We start from the raw sequence: 17,132 nt of genomic DNA on the forward strand, positions 1-17,132 counted from the left end.
TTATTCATTTAGTAGGTGTTTAAAAACCAACAATATTTATGGCTTCGCGCTGGAGGTGCAATGAAAAAAGTAACGATAGATATGGTGTCAGACGTAGTTTGCCCTTGGTGCATTATTGGTTACGAACGTCTACAAAAAGCCATCGCGCAATTAGACGATATAGAAGTAACTATTCAATTTCACCCGTTTGAACTTAACCCGAACATGCCGCAAGAAGGGCAAGATGTTCGTGAACATATAATGGAAAAATACGGGCTTACTCCAGCACAAAGTGATCAAAACCGAAAACAACTTATTGATGCAGGTGCATCGGTTGGTTTTAAGTTTGATTACTTCGACGGCATGCGTATGGCGAATACCTTCAATGCACACCAAGTACTGCACTATGCAGGGGAAAACGGTAAGCAAGAAGCGCTAAAATTACGCTTATTTGCCGCCTATTTCAGTGAAAGAAAAAACGTGAATGATATAGACGTGTTAGTCAACGAAGCGGTGTCTGTGGGGCTAAACGAGCAAGAGGTAAGTGAACTTCTGGCCAATCAAACCTATGCAGATGTCGTTCGAGAGCACGAGAACTTATGGTTGCAACGTGGTATTCAAAGCGTACCTACTTTTGTGATTGGTAATAGCGGTGTTGCGGGTGCACAAGACCCAGAGACGTTAGCGCAATTTATTGTTCAGGCATCTACTGAGCAATGAGTAATCAGCTAATACACCTTTTAGCCCAGTGGCATCCGCTAAAGGATGCCCACCAGTGGGTGCTGGGGCTTATATATAAGACGGAAGGCTCTTGTTACAGGAAAGCGGGGGCTGTCATGTTGTTCAGCAATGCTGGGCATCAACTAGGTGTGTTAAGTGGTGGCTGCCTTGAATCAGACATTAACAAACAAGCCCAGCGGGTAATGCAAGATGGTAAGCATCGTACAGCAGTTTACGATGATAACGATGAAGAAGACATTGCCTTTAAACTAGGTGTAGGCTGCGGCGGGGTTGTACATTTAGCGCTGTTACCTGTAACTAGTGATAATCACTATTTACAGTTACATACTGTGTATTCATATTTGGTGAGCGGGCAACCTTGTTTATGGAAGCAAGAAGTTAATGGCGAACTTTCCTCCTCAGTTAGCGTTTGCGACAACCAGCAAGCGAGTAACAGCGAACAGGCTGACAACACCACTCGTGTGAAGCCTGAAGCTAAAAAAACGGCCGCTTTACTTGATACCCAAAACGGTAAGTGCTTTCTAACAGTACCTTGTGAACCGCCTCCACACCTACTTATTGTTGGCGGTGGATACGATGCCACTTTTGTGGTGAAGATGGCAGTGCAGCAAGGGTGGTCGGTGAGCGTATGGGATCCTAGGCCAGCACAGGCAAGGGTAGAGCACTTCGGTGATGCTAACTTTATTGTCGAGTCGACAGAAGTCGAAGCACTGAATTTGCATGTCGCAGAACACAATATCGATGCAGCGGTGTTGATGTCTCATCACCGACAAATAGACAGTAATGCCTTATCAATGTTATCTCGGTACCCGCTGAAGTACGTGGCCATGTTAGGGCCTATTCACCGTAAAGAAGAAATGTTCGCGTTAGCTGGGGTTAAAGAAAGTGATTTTAAAGGCTTCTTCGCCAGCCCAGCTGGGTTTAATATCGGTGGCGACTTGCCAGAAAGCATCGCGTTGTCGATTATTGCTCAGTGCCATGCAGTACTGGCAAACAAATTTCCGACATTAAAGTAGTTATGTGCAACACGCAGTTTATATACACACTCCTTAAAAGTCTTATACATGGCTTCAGTAAAAGCCCCGTGCAAGCCCCGTGCAAGCCCCATAAAGCCTCCATAACTGCGTCCATAACTGCCACGAAGTAGATAAATAGCCCCAAAGTAGATGAATAAGTGGGGCTTTTTATTTAAGGTTACATCGCTTTTGTTTTAACAAACGCAATAGTTAAAAACGATTTCTTACCGATATACCATAGGAGCGAGGTGCGCCTGGGTAGGCCATCAGTTTTCCTTCTTGCACTGGCACATCAAAACCACTTCTAGCGATATATTCTTCATCCAAAAGGTTTCGAGCCCATACAATAATTTCGGTGTCCCATTCCTCAAGCTGAAGTGAAAGTCGTGCATTAATAATCTCGTATGAACCAGACTGTTTATAGGGGTCGTTGGAATCATCCAAATATACTTCCCCTGTATACTGATAATCTGCGCTTATTGTGGCGTCGTAACTCGCTACTAAAAAATGATGGTTTAGCATAATTGAAAGGCTATTTTGAGGCTCAAAACCCACTCTGTCACCGTCTCGTGCACAATACGGGTCGGCAGGTGACGCACGGCCCGGATCGTCAATACCCGTATGCCATGAATAGGCCACCCAACATGTACCTTGTTTGAAGGTATCAAAATTGGCTAACGTGCGTGATGCAATAAGCTGAAGTTCCGTGTTTGCACTCATTAACCAAGTGGTTTCAAGCTCCAGTCCCTTCACATGAATGTCGCCTGCGTTTTGCAGGTTAAAACCGGTACCTGTGAAAGTGGTGGCTTGAAAATCTTCAATGGTTGAATAATGCGCCGCAACATTTACCCGCACACCATAATCAGGCCAATCCTGTTTCAAGCCTATTTCTGCACTACGCGCTTTTTCGGCCTCAAAAGTGGCATCTAAAGACGGTAAAATACGATCAGTATTAGTGCCGCCTGCTTTATAACCAGAGGCTAAGCTGGCATAAATTAGTTGGTTTTTATTGGCCTGATAAGCAAGCTTTATCGTGCCCGTTAACTGGCTATCATCTATTGCTTCGTTTAAATCAGGTCGTGGCAGTACCGCTGATGAACCCAAGAAAAAATACCCCCATCCCGCCTGTTGAAAAGGCGCTAGGGCATTTAGCGAGGTTGGACTAATTGCAGTACCAGTATTGAGCGCTACGCCAATATCATTTAACGCTGTTACCGCAGCACCTATATTGGGCCTGCTTTCGGGAGCGCCGCTCAAGCCATCAATACCTGGGCCTTGTTCGGTGTACCGGCCAGCTATCGACTTCTTTTCATCGGTAAAACGCATGCCAGTCGTCAAGGTGATTGTGTCAGACAGCAACCAGTCAGCTTGGGCAAAAAATGCAACACTGTCTTGTTCTTGATTTGCCGTGTGCATAAATACGGTATTGCTTGGTGCTGCCACCCCAGAAGGGGCTATTAACCCGCCAGTGGCCGCACTAAGTCCATCAATCGCATTTGCTAAAGGAAGTAATTCAGCACCTGCAATGCTAAAAAAGCTATCGAAAGCCGACTGTGTCGTGGTGTTAAAGGTTAGATCTAAATTTTGACTAAAGTAATAGGCTCCCACAAGGCCACGAATTTTATCGCTTTTATAATGCAGTCTTAATTCTTGAGAGAAAGACTGTTGTTTTGCGTCGTTAGTGGCAGTTAACAGATCCGCATCTGAAAAATCAGTATCTACAATATCTATGCTGTCAAAGGCGCGATAAGCCGTAATACCTACCAAAGACCATTGCTCATTAAGGGCTACCTCAATTTGCCCCGAAACGCCTTTATCTTCCATTTTTGAAATAGGGGGTTGGGACAACGACGTGGTGAAATCGAAGAAATCGTCATTACTGTAAATGGTGGCGTTAAAGGTGGGCTGAGATAACAACGCATCGGTGCCAAATTTACCAGGAATGTCATTTGCCTGAAAATTATTTTGCCAAGTAAGTGCACCGCAACAACGCTCATTTAATTCACCGTAATCGGCGATAATGCGAACGCTCACGCTTTTTGTTGGCGTATAAAGCCACTGAGCCTTTATGGCTGAGCGGTTTTTGTTATTTAAACTTTGCCCAGAAGTGGCATCGGTAATATAGCCATCACCATCGGTTTTAAAGCCTGAAATACGCATGGCTAATATATCATCAACCAACGAGAACGAAGCACCAGCGCTTACCCTTAATAATGAATCATTACCCGCCAATACTTCTACAAATCCGTCAGTATCAGTATGACTTGGCGCCACAGAGGTAAGCGTCATTGCACCTGCTGCAGTATTTTTACCAAATAGGGTGCCTTGGGGGCCGCGCAGTACTTCGATAGCAGCAATATCAACTAAATCGTTGATAAGGGCATTTTGCCGTGAACGATAAACCCCGTCCACATATAAGCCCACAGAAGATTCGAAGCCGAAATTTTGTGATGATGTGCCAATACCGCGGATGGAAAACCCTGAATTAGTCACGCTTTGATTTTGAAACGCACCAAATGCAGGCACATAGTTTTGCAAATCAAAGACGTCTTTCACCACGGTTTCAATTAAATCGTCGCCGGAAAGGGCGGTCACGGCAACAGGGACTTCCTGTAAATTTTGTGACGTTTTTTGTGCCTGAACGGTGATATGCTCTAAGGCGCTATCTTGGCTGTAAGCAAGTGAAGGTGTGCAACTCGCCGCAATACCTAATGAGACACCTAGTGCGACGAGAGTGTGCTTGGGCAGCAATTTTTTCATTTTTTATTTTACCTGACATCTAACCCATTTCAAACGAATAGCGTCGTTTGACTACAGCTAGAACCTTAGCAGTAATTTTACGCTTTGCATCATTGTGCAAAAAATAACGTAACAACTTAGTGTTGCAGTAATTTTAAGCCGCTGCAACGATGGTAGAAATAAACCCAAAACCAACAGCTTCAACGTCATTGGGGCGTGTGCAGTCGCCTTTACTCCCCATAGCCTAACATGATGTATTCCCATTCAAAATATCAATTAAACTTATGGTGCTACTTTTCTTACCATGGTTAACATAATGATAACATCAGAGAGTAGTATGACTGACATCTATCTAGTACGCCACGGACAAGCATCTTTTGGCGCAGCAAACTACGACAAGCTCAGCGATTTAGGCGCGCAGCAGTCACAGTGGCTCGGGCACTATTTCAAGCAGCGTGATATTACTTTCGATAGCGTTTTTATGGGTGACATGGTGCGCCACAGAGAAACCGCCGAAGGTATTGCCAAAGGAATAGGTTCTTTACCTGAAGCGAACATCAACAGCGAATTGAACGAATTTAATTTTCAGGCTGTGGCAACAGCATTTTTAACCCGATATCCAGATCAAAAAGTGCCAGAAGGTGCGTCTCGAGCAGAATATTACCGGTTGCTTAAAAAAGCCATGCTGGCATGGGCAGCTGATGAACTCGACCATAACTTATTGGATGAGAGTTGGGCAGGCTTCGAAGATAGGGTTGCTACTATGCTGGGCGCGCTTCAAACCACAGAGGCTAAGCGAGTCTTAGTAGTGAGTTCAGGTGGTGCAATTGCCATGATGTTAAAACACATACTCGGATACGACGCTCCAACGGTTATTAACATGAACTTGCAGATCAGAAATGCGAGTTTTTCTCAGTGCTTCGCGAATACTCGTGGCGTGCATTTGAACAATTTCAACAGCGTACCACATTTAGATGTTGTGGATAGATTGCACGCTGTGACATACAGCTAACCAGCGCTATTAGCGGATAAGGACAGTTATGAACTTTGAATATAATGAAAGAACACAAACGCTTTTAAAGCAATTAAGAGCCTTTATGCAAGAAGAAGTGTATCCAATTGAAAAGGAATATGTTCACGCGGTAGAAAATGGTGAAAATCGTTGGCAAACCCCCGTTATGATGCAAACCCTCAAGCAACGCGCTAAAGACGCGGGCCTGTGGAACCTTTTCCTACCTGAGGAATACAAGCCTTATGGCGCTGGATTATCAAATGCTGAATATGCCCCTTTGTGTGAAGAGATGGGACGGGTGCTGTTTAGCTCAGAAATTTTCAATTGCAGCGCGCCTGATACAGGCAACATGGAAGTATTGGCGAAATACGGAAATGAAGAGCAGAAAAAGCAATGGTTAGAGCCACTGCTTAATGGCGAAATTCGTTCTGCCTTTGCCATGACCGAGCCAGCAGTTGCTTCAAGTGATGCGACTAACATTGAAACCTCAATTACCCGAGATGGCGATGAGTACGTCATCAACGGGCGCAAATGGTACACCAGTGGTGCCATGAACGAAAATTGCAAAATCATGGTGGTCATGGGTAAAACCGATTTTGAAGCTGCTCGTCATCAGCAACAGTCACAAATTTTAGTGCCAATGGATACGAAAGGGGTCTCCATTGTGCGCCCAATGGCCGCAATGGGTTATTTTGATGAACCTGTAGGGCATGCTGAAGTTTTGTTCGATAACGTACGTGTTCCAGTAAGTAATTTATTACTCGGTGAAGGTCGCGGTTTTGAAATAGCGCAAGGTCGCTTAGGCCCTGGCCGTATTCATCATTGCATGCGTTTAATTGGCTGTGCCCAGCGCGCCTTAGATTTAGCCTGCGAGCGAGTAGAACAGCGTGTAGCGTTTGGTAAGCCACTTAGCAAACAGCAGTCTGTGCGCGAAAGTATTGCACAAATGCATTGTGATATTGAGCAAGCGCGCTTACTAACGCTGAAGGCTGCCGATAAAATGGACAGATACGGCAATAAGGTCTCTCGAGATATTATTGCTGCTATTAAAATTGTTGCACCCAAAATGGCCTGTAAGGTTATTGACGAAGCTATTCAAATGCATGGCGCTGCCGGTACAAGTCAAGACTACGCCTTGTCAGCCATGTACGCGTATGCCAGAACCATTCGTCTAGCCGATGGACCTGACCAAGTGCACATGATGCAACTAGGTCGCAATCTGATTGCCGAAAAGAACGCTTAAGGAGTATCTGTGGCTACGCACACGCTAGATATAGAAACGCTAAATCACTACCTAAATAAGGCGTGCCCAGAAATAGGCACGGTGTTGTCGGCAGAGAAATTCTCAGGTGGGCAATCTAACCCTACGTTTAAACTAAATGCTGATTCTGGCGTTTACGTGCTGCGTCGCCAACCGCCGGGGAAACTGCTTAAGTCTGCCCATGCAGTTGACCGCGAGTATCGCGTTATCAATGCGCTAAGTAATACAGAAGTACCTGTGCCTAAGGTTTATCACTTGTGTGAAGATGCCGACATCATTGGCAGTATGTTTTACATTATGGCCTACGTTGAAGGCACCATTTATTGGAACAGCGCTTTACCGGAAGTAGAGAGCCCGAAAACTCGGGGCGCTATGTACGATGAAATGAACCGCGTGCTGGCAGTGATGCACAGTGTTGATATTGAAGCCGCTGGGTTAACAAGTTACGGCAAGCCAGGAAGTTACTTTTCTCGCCAGTTAAGCCGGTGGACTCAGCAATACCGTGCTTCTGAGCTTGAGCATGTTGAAGATATTGAGCAGCTTATTACTTATTTAGAAGAAAATTTGCCTGAAGATGATGGGCAAATAGCCTTGGTTCATGGCGATTTTAGGTTAGATAATATGATGTTTGATATGTCTAACCTTGATGCACCTAAAGTCATTGCGGTGCTTGATTGGGAGCTGTCTACCTTAGGGCACCCGTATGCCGATTTAGCCTATCAATGCATGCAGCTGCGTTTACCGAGTGACATTGCCCACGCTTCCGGTTTGGGTGGATTAGATCGAGACGCGTTAGGAATTCCTAGTGAAGAAGAATACGTAGATGCATATTGCAAGCGACGGGGTATCGACAAGATAGACAACTGGACGTTTTACCTCGCGTTTAGTTTTTTCCGTTTAGCAGCCATCCTGCAAGGGGTAGTAAAGCGTGCACATGATGGAAACGCATCAAGCGACAAGGCAATGCAGTTAGGCGCTATGGTGCGCCCTCTGGCACAAATTGCGAATAAAACGATTCATCAAAACAGCTAAACCACCGCGCTCATTAATAAGCGAGCGGTAGGCAAAGAAACGAATTATTAGGAGTGGCTATGAAAGCGATTGTATGTGAAGCATTCGGACCAATAGACGATTTAAAATGCAAAGAAATTGATGACCCAGTAGTTAAGCCAGGTCACGTAGTCGTTAACGTAGAAGCGGCTGGTGTAAATTTCCCTGATGGGCTACTTGTACAAGGTTTATATCAAATGAAACCGCCATGCCCCTTTGTGCCAGGAAATGAAGTGGCTGGTGTGGTAGCCGAAGTGGGTGAAGGCGTAAAGCATATTAGTGTAGGCCAGCGCGTTATTGCATTATCTAATCTAGGTGGCTTTGCCGAAAAAGTACTGGTACCTGCTACGCATGTTATGCCACTACCGGATCCTATCGATGTGAAAGAAGGTGCAGCATTAGTGACTGCCCATGCTACTGCCCATCATGCACTAAAACAGCGTGCTAAAATTCAACCGGGTGAAACGCTTGTGGTCACGGGGGCGGCTGGTGGTACTGGCTTAGCGGCAGTGCAAATTGGTAAAGAAATGGGGGCAAGGGTTATAGCCGTTTGTTCTACCGGAGAAAAGCTTGCATTAGCCAAAGAGCATGGCGCAGATATACTTATTAATTACAAAGAAAAGAACTTAAAAGATGCTATTAAAGAAGCCACCGACGGCAAAGGCGCCGATGTGGTTTACGAATGCGTTGGTGGCGACACATTCCACGCTTGTAGCCGCAGTATGGCGTGGGAAGGGCGATTGCTTGTAGTTGGCTTTGCAGGCGGTGAAATTCCTCAATTCCCTGTGAACTTATCGTTAGTAAAAGGCTACTCGGTAGTAGGCGTATTTTGGGGGTCGTTTACGCAGCACGATCCAAAAGGGTTTGCTGCTAACATGCAAGAGCTTTTAACCTGGTATGTGCAAGGTAAAGTGAAAGTAGTGGTAGATGAGGCCTTACCTATGGAGCGTGCCACTGAAGCCATGGCTAAAGTGATGAACCGTGAAGTAAAAGGTAAAATGGTTATTACGCCGTAGCTTTTAAAAGAGCATCTTAAAATAAGCTCTTAAATTAACCTCTTCAGAGAACAGCCCAAAAGGCACAATAGTTAAAGCGTAAAAGCATGGCTAACCAAAGGTGATTATTCCACTAGGTGCCATGCTTTTTTATTGCCTAAGTTTTTCTAAGCTCAGTAATATGTAATAGTTCGCCGCTTGGCCCCCATAGATAAAATACCTTCCCCCACGTTTCTATAGAAACATCCGAAATCTTAAGCTTATCGGTAGCTTTTTTACATAATGAATGTGCTGTTTCAATATCCAGTACACAAACCTGCAGCATAAAGTTTTTCGCCAAATCTTCACTGTAGAAGTTCTGTAAAAAAAATTGGCAATCGCCATTTTCAAATAAGGTTAACGCATCGGAAACAAATTCACCTTTAAAGCCAATTTGGGAGTAAAACCGTTTCGATACTTCGTAATCTTTACTGGGAATGAATACTTTAATGTGGTCAACGTCCATGCCTATCTCCAACCAATGTCTAACGGACTTTTAGCAGTATTGTGGCATACTTATGACATAGAGTATAAGCGGGTTAGTGCAGACAAGTGAACGACGTTTATTTGGCAACGCATTGAGTGGTTGGCTATAAAAGGTACATGTTAATAGGCTTGAATAAGCTGACGTAGAAATAGGTAGCTAGAGCTAGAAACCGGGCGGCTAATACTTACTGACATGTTAGCATTTACCAGCAATGACTGCTATTAACAGGCTATTACTGGGCTACAACAATACCCTGTGGCAATGCAGTATGAAGTAAGCGCGTAGCGTTAGACGCAGATGACTTCTGTGTTGAAACAGAGATTAAACGTTTAAGCGCAAAAGAAGACGACTGGCTTCGTACTTTTTTTACCATTACTGGCGAATTTTGAGCAGAGTTTACATGTTGAAAGCCAGATATTTGTACTGACGAAGACGTTGCGTATTGCGTTGACAGTTCGTTAGCGAAACCGTTCGAAGATAGGCCCAAACCAACAACAACGCTGCTTACAGTAATGAAGTGTCTTAGTGTCATTTTCATAAGTGCTCTCAGTGTATAGTCTCTAAACGTATACTGTGGTTGGGAAAAAAGTCAGAAGCGACCAATAAGTCGCTTCGTCCGAAGGTTTTGTTTGTTCCCCTTCATTACAACTAAAGTCGCACTAAAACAAAACATCACTCTTCATACTTAGGTATGAGACCTAATACTTTTGGATGCCCCCCCAAACCATCAACAGACATCTACCAAGTGCTTACCATGCTGTTACCCCGCCATCTACCGCAATAGTTTGTCCATTCATATAGCTGTTACCGGGGGACAACATGAGGATCATGGCATTCACAATTTCTTGAGGCTCGCCTAACCGTTTCATTGGGCTTCCCATACCTAGTTGGGCTTGCGCCTCTTTGGTGTTGTAACCATCCACATTTAAAATATTGGTAGGGCTATAAAAAGGGCACACTGCATTTACCCGTACATTCTTACGTCCATATTCAACAGCAGCAGTTCGAGTCACGCCAGCAACCGCATGTTTGGCAGCAGCATAAGCGCCACCTTTTGGAGCCCCGCCTAATCCAGCAAGTGAACTCACGTTTAAGATATGCCCTTGCTTTTGCGACAACATTTGTGGCAATTGGTACTTCATACCAAACATCACGCCTTTTACGTTCACAGCAAACTGAAGGTCTATTATCTCTTCGGTCATTTCATGCATAGGGGCAGGCACATGAGCAATGCCCGCATTGTTGATGGCGATATCTAAACGACCAAACTTGTCTTTTGCCAACTCCACCAAAGCTTTGTTTAATGCCTCGCTGGCAATATCGCCTGCTTTGGTGACTACGTCAGTATAGCTTGCAACGTCAGCGCGACATGCTGCTAAGTTTTCTTCGTTAATATCCGATAGCACCAGCTTGGCACCTCGGCTTCCTAAACCTTCTGCTAATAAGCGGCCAAAACCGCTGCCCGCGCCGGTGATCAATATCACTTTGTTGCTAAAATCTAACAATGAATCCATGGTGGTTCCTTAAGCTTGTCCAGTTGCATTAATAAAAGTGATAAGAAGGTCGGCCAATTCAGGGCCTTTATCTTCTTGTACGAAATGTCCGCCTTTCACTACCGTGGTGTGCTGCACGCCACGACAGCCAGGTATCAAAGACCGCATCAGCTTGTCACCTCCAGCGGTTACTGGGTCGCTGTCACTGAATGCGGTCATAAATGGCGTATTAAATTGTTTTAATCTTTCCCACGCATCTCGGTTTGCTTGGGTTTGTGGATCATCAGGTGTGGCGGGCACTAATAACGGAAATTGTCTGGCTCCTTCTTTATATTCTTCAGAGGGGAAGGGGGCGTCGTAAGCATCTAATGTTTCTTGAGAAAGCGTAGATACGGTTCCGCCTTTAATCACACCTGATACAGGAAATACAGGAACATCTTGCGAGAAGCGACGCCAGTTCAAGAATGCCTCAGAGGGCTTGTGCTCACCGGTAGGTAAAAAGGTATTAGATGCCATGACGCCAGCAAAGCGGTCGGGCATGTCGGCTACCAGCCGTAAGCCTAGCAATCCCCCCCAGTCTTGGCAGAAAAGCGTTACCTTCCCTTCAACGGTTTGATTAAACCAGTCTTTAAGCCAGATAAGGTGGCGGGCATAGGTATAATCTTCCCGCCTAGTGGGCTTATCTGAACGGCCAAAGCCGATAAGATCAGGTGCGAGCACATTAAAACCTGCATCAGCTAATATCGGAATCATGGTGCGATAAAGGTAGCCCCAAGAAGGCTCGCCATGTAGAAGAAGAATAGTGTGGCCATCTTCAGGACCGCACTGATAGTAAGCCATGGCTATTTCGCCACTTACCGTATCGGTAACGTTTACATACCTCGGCTTATAGGGAAAATCTGTAATAGAAGAGAATGCACTTTCAGGGGTTTTTAAGACTTGCATACTTGCCCACCTCAAATGTAAATAATATGTAACTAATTATTGTGTTAGTTAACAAAAACACTAGTGAGGTGATCTGTCAAATCTTCCTTATACCTTATCGAATATGCGCTCAAGGGGAGTTGGGCACAAATAAAGGGGTTGCTGTCCATATTAAATATTGTGATGAATGTCTATAACACCAATAAACTTGGATGATTGACAACACTGCAATAACATCCAGTTAACGTGAATAACAGGATATCGTTATGACAGAGATGGAAAACAAGGCAGTGGGCTACACAGTCCAACAGGGCGTAGCAACTATTACTATGCAAAGTGCGCCAGTAAACGCGCTTTCTCGTGCAGTACGAGTTGGGCTAATAGATGGCATTGAAAGCGCATTAAGCGACGACAGCGTTAGTGCTATTGTTATCACTTCTTCTCTCGCCCTATTTTCAGGCGGCGCTGATATTAGTGAATTCTCCGGTGGCGATTTATCGCCGAACCTTCCTGAAGTACTCGACAAAATCGAAAATGCAACCAAGCCAGTAGTGGCAGTATTGCCTGGTCCTGCGTTTGGTGGCGGATTAGAAGTCGCGTTAGCGTGTCATCACAGAATTACCTTTGCTGGAAACCAAGTGGGCCTTCCAGAAGTCAACCTAGGCATATTGCCAGGCGCGGGTGGAACACAACGTTTACCGCGCTTAGCCGATCCTGCTACCGCGCTAACTATGATTGTTACGGGTAAGCCTACCTCGGTAGTGAAGCTTCCAGGTGTATTCGATAAGATTTCAGACAAGCCTGAGCATTTGCTGGAAGACACGAAACAATACTTAGCGTCACTGAATGCTGAAAATTGTATTAAACGTACCAGTGACATTACCCTGACTATGTCTGAAGAAGTGCAGGGCGTATTTGATGCCGTTACCGCACAAACGAAAAAAGCAGCACGCGGATTTTTTGCCCCCTTAAAATGCATTGAAGCGGTAAAAGGCGCATATACATTAGCCTTTGAAGATGGCCTTAAGCACGAAGGTAAATTGTTCATGGAATGCATGAACACCCCACAAGCCCGTGCACAACAGCATTTCTTCTTTGCCGAGCGAGCAGCGGGTCACGTGAGTGATTTCGACAAGAGCACGCCAGAGCGCAGTATTGAAAAAGTCGCGGTTATTGGTGCTGGCACCATGGGTGGCGGTATCGCCATGAACTTTGCGAACGCGGGTATTCCAGTCACTATGCTAGAGCTTAAGCAAGAAGCGCTAGATAAAGGCTTGGCGCTTATTCGTAAAAATTATGAAAACTCAGCCAAAAAAGGCAAGTTAACCCAAGAGCAAGTGGAAACACGTATGGCGCTGTTAAGCGGCACCACAACGTATGACGACCTAGCTGATGTAGATCTTGTTATTGAAGCTGTATTTGAAAAAATGGAAGTGAAGAAAACCGTTTTCACTACCTTAGATAAAGTCTGTAAGCCAGGGGCTATTTTAGCGTCTAACACGTCTACCCTTGATGTGAATGAAATTGCCGCGTGTACCTCACGTCCACAAGATGTTATCGGTCTTCACTTCTTCTCGCCAGCTAACGTTATGAAGTTGCTTGAAGTGGTTAAAGCTGAAGATACGTCGGCTGACGTTATCAAAACCTGTATGAAATTAGCCAAGCGCATTAAGAAGGTAGCGGTATTGGTTGGCGTATGTTTCGGTTTTGTTGGCAACCGCATGATTGAACCTTATGGCCGTGAAGCTAACCGTTTATTGCTTGAAGGCGCAAGCCCTGAGCAAGTCGATCGCGTGCTTACACAATTCGGTATGCCTATGGGGCCATTCACTATGGGTGACATGGCAGGATTAGACATTGGTTACTACGTACGCCAGTCTCGCCAAGCCTTTATTTCACATGACCCTACATACGGTGCTGTGGCAGACCGTTTAGTTGAGAAAGATCGTAACGGTCTTAAAACGGGCAGGGGTGCTTATCTTTATGAAGCTGGCAGCCGTGTTCCCATTCCAGACCCTGAAGTACTAGAAATTGCTAAACAAGAAGCTGCTCGCCTAGGGGTTACGCAGCGCGATGACATAAGCGATGAAGAAATTTTGGTGCGTTGTCTATACACCCTAATTAATGAAGGCGCATGTATTCTTGAAGAAGGCATAGCGGCTAAGTCTAGCGATATCGATGTTATCTATGTCTATGGCTATGGCTTCCCAGTTTATCGTGGCGGTCCTATGCAGTATGCCGATGAAGTTGGCCTTGGGGAAATCGTCGATAAGCTATCTACCTACGCTGAAAGACTGGGTGACTACGGAAAAATGTGGTTACAACCAAGCGACCTATTAATCAAGCTAGCGCAAGAGCGCAGTAGCTTCGCAAAATTTAAAAACTAAGGAGTACGCTATGCGCGATGCAGTAATAGTAAGTACCGCAAGAACGCCTATTGGCCGTGCCTATAAAGGTGCACTTAACAATTTACCTGCCCCTACATTAGGTGGTCATGCTATTCGTAACGCCGTACAACGTGCCGGTGTCGATCCTGCCAGTATCGACGATGTGATCATGGGCGCTGCCCTAACGCAAGGCAGTGGCGGCATGAACATCGGTCGTCTAGCTGCATTAGCTGGCGATTTGCCAGTTACCGTTGCAGGTATGACGTTAGACAGACAATGTAGCTCTGGTATGTATGCTATTGCTAATGCCGCAAACAGTATTCGCACTGGCGACACCAATATTATGGTTGCTGGCGGTCTAGACTCAATTTCTTTGGTTCAAACCAAAGCCATGAACATGTCTCGCGCGGTAGACCCACAATTAGTGGCTAAGCATAAGAATATTTATATGCCTATGCTGCAAACTGCTGAGGTTGTGGCACAGCGTTACGGTATTAGCCGCGATGTGCAAGACGAATACGCTTATCAAAGCCAAATGCGCACAGCGGCGGGTCAAGAAGCAGGTAAGTTTGACGACGAAATTGTGCCAATTACGGCCACTAAAGCCATTTTCAATAAAGAAACCGGCGAGACCAGTGAGCAGGAAGTCACGTTGTCGAAAGACGAAGGTAACCGCCCTGAAACCCAGCTTGAAGGTTTGCGTTCATTGAACCCTGTGATTGAAGGCGGGTGTATTACTGCGGGTAATGCGAGTCAACTGTCTGATGGTGCAAGTGCTACTGTCATTATGGATGAGCATTCTGCCGCTAAAGGCCAAGCGCAACCATTAGGTATTTACCGTGGTATTGCGGTAGCAGGTTGTGAGCCAGATGAAATGGGTATCGGCCCAGTGTTTGCCATTCCTAAGCTGTTAAAGCAGCACGGTCTAACCATGGACGATATTGGTTTGTGGGAATTGAATGAAGCCTTCGCAGTGCAAGTGCTTTATTGCCGCGACAAGCTAGGTATTCCTGATGAATTATTAAACGTAAACGGTGGCGCAATTTCAATTGGTCATCCTTACGGAATGAGTGGCGCACGTATGGTGGGTCATGCATTAATCGAGGGCAAACGACGTGGTGCGAAATACGTTGTTTGTACTATGTGTATTGGCGGCGGTATGGGTGCTGCTGGTTTATTTGAAGTTATATAGGTATTTGGTATGGAAGGTTATAAAGCTCCACAACGCGACGCCATGTTTGTTACACATGAGCTATTAAACTATCAAGAACATTATCAAAAGCTTGGCTTTGATGAAGCATCAGAAGATTTAGTATCAGCTATCTTCTCTGAAGCGGCTAAGTTTTCTGAAAACAGCCTAGCACCCATCAATATGTCGGGTGATGAAGAAGGATGTAAGTGGGTAGATGGTGAAGTCACTACGCCGGCTGGTTTTAAAGAAGCTTATCAGCAATATGTTGAAGGCGGCTGGCCAAGTATGTCTCACCCTGAAGAGTTTGGTGGTCAAGCACTGCCTTATTCACTTTCTTCTATTATTGCTGAATGGTTTTCCGGTGCAAACCACTCGTGGGCTATGTACCCTGGCTTAAGCCAAGGCTGCATGGAAACTATTAAAGCGCACGGAACTGAAACACTTCAAAACCAGTATTTACCGAAGCTTATTAGCGGTGAATGGACAGGTACTATGTGCTTAACAGAAGCGCATTGTGGCTCAGATTTGGGCATGCTTAAATGCCGCGCAGAACCACAAGACGATGGCAGCTACAGCTTGACGGGGACGAAGATTTTCATCTCGGCCGGTGAGCACGATATGTCTGAAAATATCGTTCACATTGTACTTGCTCGTTTGCCTGGCGCGCCAGAAGGGACAAAAGGTATTTCGTTATTTGTAGTACCTAAGTTCAACGTGTCTGATGAAGGCGAAAAGCTAGATCGCAACGGCGTTGCGTGTGGCAGTATTGAACACAAGATGGGCATTAAAGCCAGTGCAACCTGTGTGATCAACTTCGACGGTGCGAAAGGCTTCTTGATTGGCCAACCTAATCGCGGCCTTAACTGCATGTTCACCTTTATGAACACTGCGCGAATCGGTACTGGTCTTGAAGGCTTAGCTGCTTCTGAAGCGTCTTTCCAAGGTGCATTACGTTACGCTAAAGATCGTATTCAATTTCGTTCTTTAACGGGTCGTAAGAACCAAGATGGCCCTGCAGATCCCATTATTGTACATCCTGATGTTCGTCGTATGTTACTTACGCAAAAAGCGTTTGCAGAAGGTAACCGTGCATTAGCTGCTTACTGCATGCAGTTGGTTGATGTGACCCTTTACGGTGATGATGCACAAGAGAAGACACTGGCAGATACTAAGCTTGCGTTCTTAACACCGATTGTTAAAGCCTTCTTGACAGAAACAGCGCAAGAAAGCACTAGCTACGGTATGCAGGTGTACGGTGGGCATGGTTTCATCAAAGAATGGGGCATGGAGCAGTTAGCACGTGATACGCGAATTTGTACTATGTACGAAGGGACTACAGGTATTCAAGCCATCGATTTATTAGGCCGTAAAGTGATGGGCTCTAATGGCGAATTGCTCAATGTATTTGTGCAAGAAGTGCGTGAATATTGCGAATCGCTTCGCGGTAAAGCGCAGTTCAGTGCATGGACTAATGCATTAACGTCTCATTTAGATGAGTGGCAGCAACTTACCATGAATATTGGTAAAGCAGCAGCGTCTAATCCTGATGAGATTGGTGCCGCGTCGGTGGATTACCTTATGTACTCAGGCTATGTGACAGTCGCTTATTTCTGGTTGAAAATGGCCGTTAAAGCACAAGAGCAACTTGATGCAGGTAGTACTGAGACCGAGTTCTATAAGAGTAAAATCTTAACCACTGGTTTCTATTTCGATCGCTTACTAACGCGTACCCGTTCACTTGTATCAGCAATGCATTCAGGTGCAGACAACCTTATGTCTATGCCAGAAAGCATGTTTGCTATCGAGTAAACACGATA

14 protein-coding genes are annotated in these 17,132 nt (G+C 45.3%); 9 read left to right on the plus strand and 5 right to left on the minus strand.

Features of this window, described 5'->3' with window-relative positions; translation table 11 throughout:
- Positions 1-60: 60 nt before the first annotated feature.
- A complete protein-coding gene (locus AMBT_RS06335; protein ID WP_013783779.1) occupies positions 61-699 on the plus strand; it encodes a DsbA family oxidoreductase in 639 nt (212 codons plus the stop codon).
- A complete protein-coding gene (locus AMBT_RS06340; protein ID WP_013783780.1) occupies positions 696-1,736 on the plus strand; it encodes an XdhC family protein in 1,041 nt (346 codons plus the stop codon). The genes AMBT_RS06335 and AMBT_RS06340 overlap by 4 nt, the downstream gene beginning before the upstream one ends.
- Positions 1,737-1,946: 210 nt before the next feature.
- Here the strand turns inward: AMBT_RS06340 and AMBT_RS06345 are convergent, their stop codons facing one another.
- Entirely contained in the window at positions 1,947-4,496 is a 2,550-nt protein-coding gene (locus AMBT_RS06345; protein ID WP_013783781.1) for a TonB-dependent receptor, read from the minus strand.
- 316 nt (positions 4,497-4,812) lie between these two features.
- Here AMBT_RS06345 and AMBT_RS06350 point away from each other — a divergent pair, with 316 nt between their 5' ends.
- Genes AMBT_RS06350 through AMBT_RS06365 form a run of 4 tightly spaced genes read left to right on the plus strand, consistent with a single transcriptional unit; the run spans position 4,813 to position 8,814 of the window.
- Positions 4,813-5,487 carry a histidine phosphatase family protein gene (locus tag AMBT_RS06350; RefSeq protein WP_013783782.1) on the plus strand — a complete coding sequence of 225 codons (675 nt, stop codon included), beginning with the start codon at positions 4,813-4,815 and terminating at the stop codon, positions 5,485-5,487.
- Between the two features lie 28 nt (positions 5,488-5,515).
- The gene (locus AMBT_RS06355; protein WP_013783783.1) at positions 5,516-6,730 is read left to right on the plus strand and encodes an acyl-CoA dehydrogenase family protein; all 1,215 of its coding nucleotides are present in this window, start codon (positions 5,516-5,518) and stop codon (positions 6,728-6,730) included.
- A 9-nt stretch (positions 6,731-6,739) separates the two neighbouring features.
- Positions 6,740-7,780, plus strand: coding sequence for a phosphotransferase family protein (locus AMBT_RS06360; protein ID WP_013783784.1), 1,041 nt, complete (start codon positions 6,740-6,742; stop codon positions 7,778-7,780).
- Positions 7,781-7,839: 59 nt separating this feature from the next.
- The gene (locus tag AMBT_RS06365) at positions 7,840-8,814 is read left to right on the plus strand and encodes an NADPH:quinone oxidoreductase family protein (RefSeq protein WP_013783785.1); all 975 of its coding nucleotides are present in this window, start codon (positions 7,840-7,842) and stop codon (positions 8,812-8,814) included.
- A 136-nt stretch (positions 8,815-8,950) separates the two neighbouring features.
- On the opposite strand, the gene AMBT_RS06370 is transcribed toward AMBT_RS06365, so the two are convergent.
- The 4 genes from AMBT_RS06370 to AMBT_RS06385 form a co-directional block, all read right to left on the minus strand.
- Positions 8,951-9,298: a VOC family protein gene (locus AMBT_RS06370; RefSeq protein ID WP_013783786.1), complete on the minus strand. Its 348-nt coding sequence runs from the start codon at positions 9,296-9,298 to the stop codon at positions 8,951-8,953.
- Positions 9,299-9,551: 253 nt separating this feature from the next.
- Positions 9,552-9,857 (minus strand): hypothetical protein, encoded by a 306-nt coding sequence (locus AMBT_RS06375; RefSeq protein ID WP_041452510.1) that lies wholly within the window; start codon positions 9,855-9,857, stop codon positions 9,552-9,554.
- 211 nt (positions 9,858-10,068) lie between these two features.
- Positions 10,069-10,833: an SDR family NAD(P)-dependent oxidoreductase gene (locus AMBT_RS06380; protein ID WP_013783788.1), complete on the minus strand. Its 765-nt coding sequence runs from the start codon at positions 10,831-10,833 to the stop codon at positions 10,069-10,071.
- 9 nt (positions 10,834-10,842) lie between these two features.
- Positions 10,843-11,757, minus strand: coding sequence for a haloalkane dehalogenase (locus AMBT_RS06385; protein ID WP_013783789.1), 915 nt, complete (start codon positions 11,755-11,757; stop codon positions 10,843-10,845).
- A gap of 245 nt (positions 11,758-12,002) precedes the next feature.
- Here AMBT_RS06385 and AMBT_RS06390 point away from each other — a divergent pair, with 245 nt between their 5' ends.
- From AMBT_RS06390 to AMBT_RS06400, 3 genes are read left to right on the plus strand one after another with little or no spacing between them, the layout of a single operon-like run.
- Positions 12,003-14,123 (plus strand): 3-hydroxyacyl-CoA dehydrogenase NAD-binding domain-containing protein, encoded by a 2,121-nt coding sequence (locus tag AMBT_RS06390; protein WP_013783790.1) that lies wholly within the window; start codon positions 12,003-12,005, stop codon positions 14,121-14,123.
- A gap of 10 nt (positions 14,124-14,133) precedes the next feature.
- Positions 14,134-15,315 (plus strand): acetyl-CoA C-acyltransferase, encoded by a 1,182-nt coding sequence (locus AMBT_RS06395; RefSeq protein WP_013783791.1) that lies wholly within the window; start codon positions 14,134-14,136, stop codon positions 15,313-15,315.
- A 9-nt stretch (positions 15,316-15,324) separates the two neighbouring features.
- Complete coding sequence (locus AMBT_RS06400) at positions 15,325-17,124, plus strand: acyl-CoA dehydrogenase C-terminal domain-containing protein (RefSeq protein ID WP_013783792.1); 1,800 nt, start codon at positions 15,325-15,327, stop codon at positions 17,122-17,124.
- Positions 17,125-17,132: the final 8 nt, after the last annotated feature.

Source organism: Alteromonas naphthalenivorans (genome assembly GCF_000213655.1).
Lineage (GTDB): Bacteria > Pseudomonadota > Gammaproteobacteria > Enterobacterales > Alteromonadaceae > Alteromonas > Alteromonas naphthalenivorans.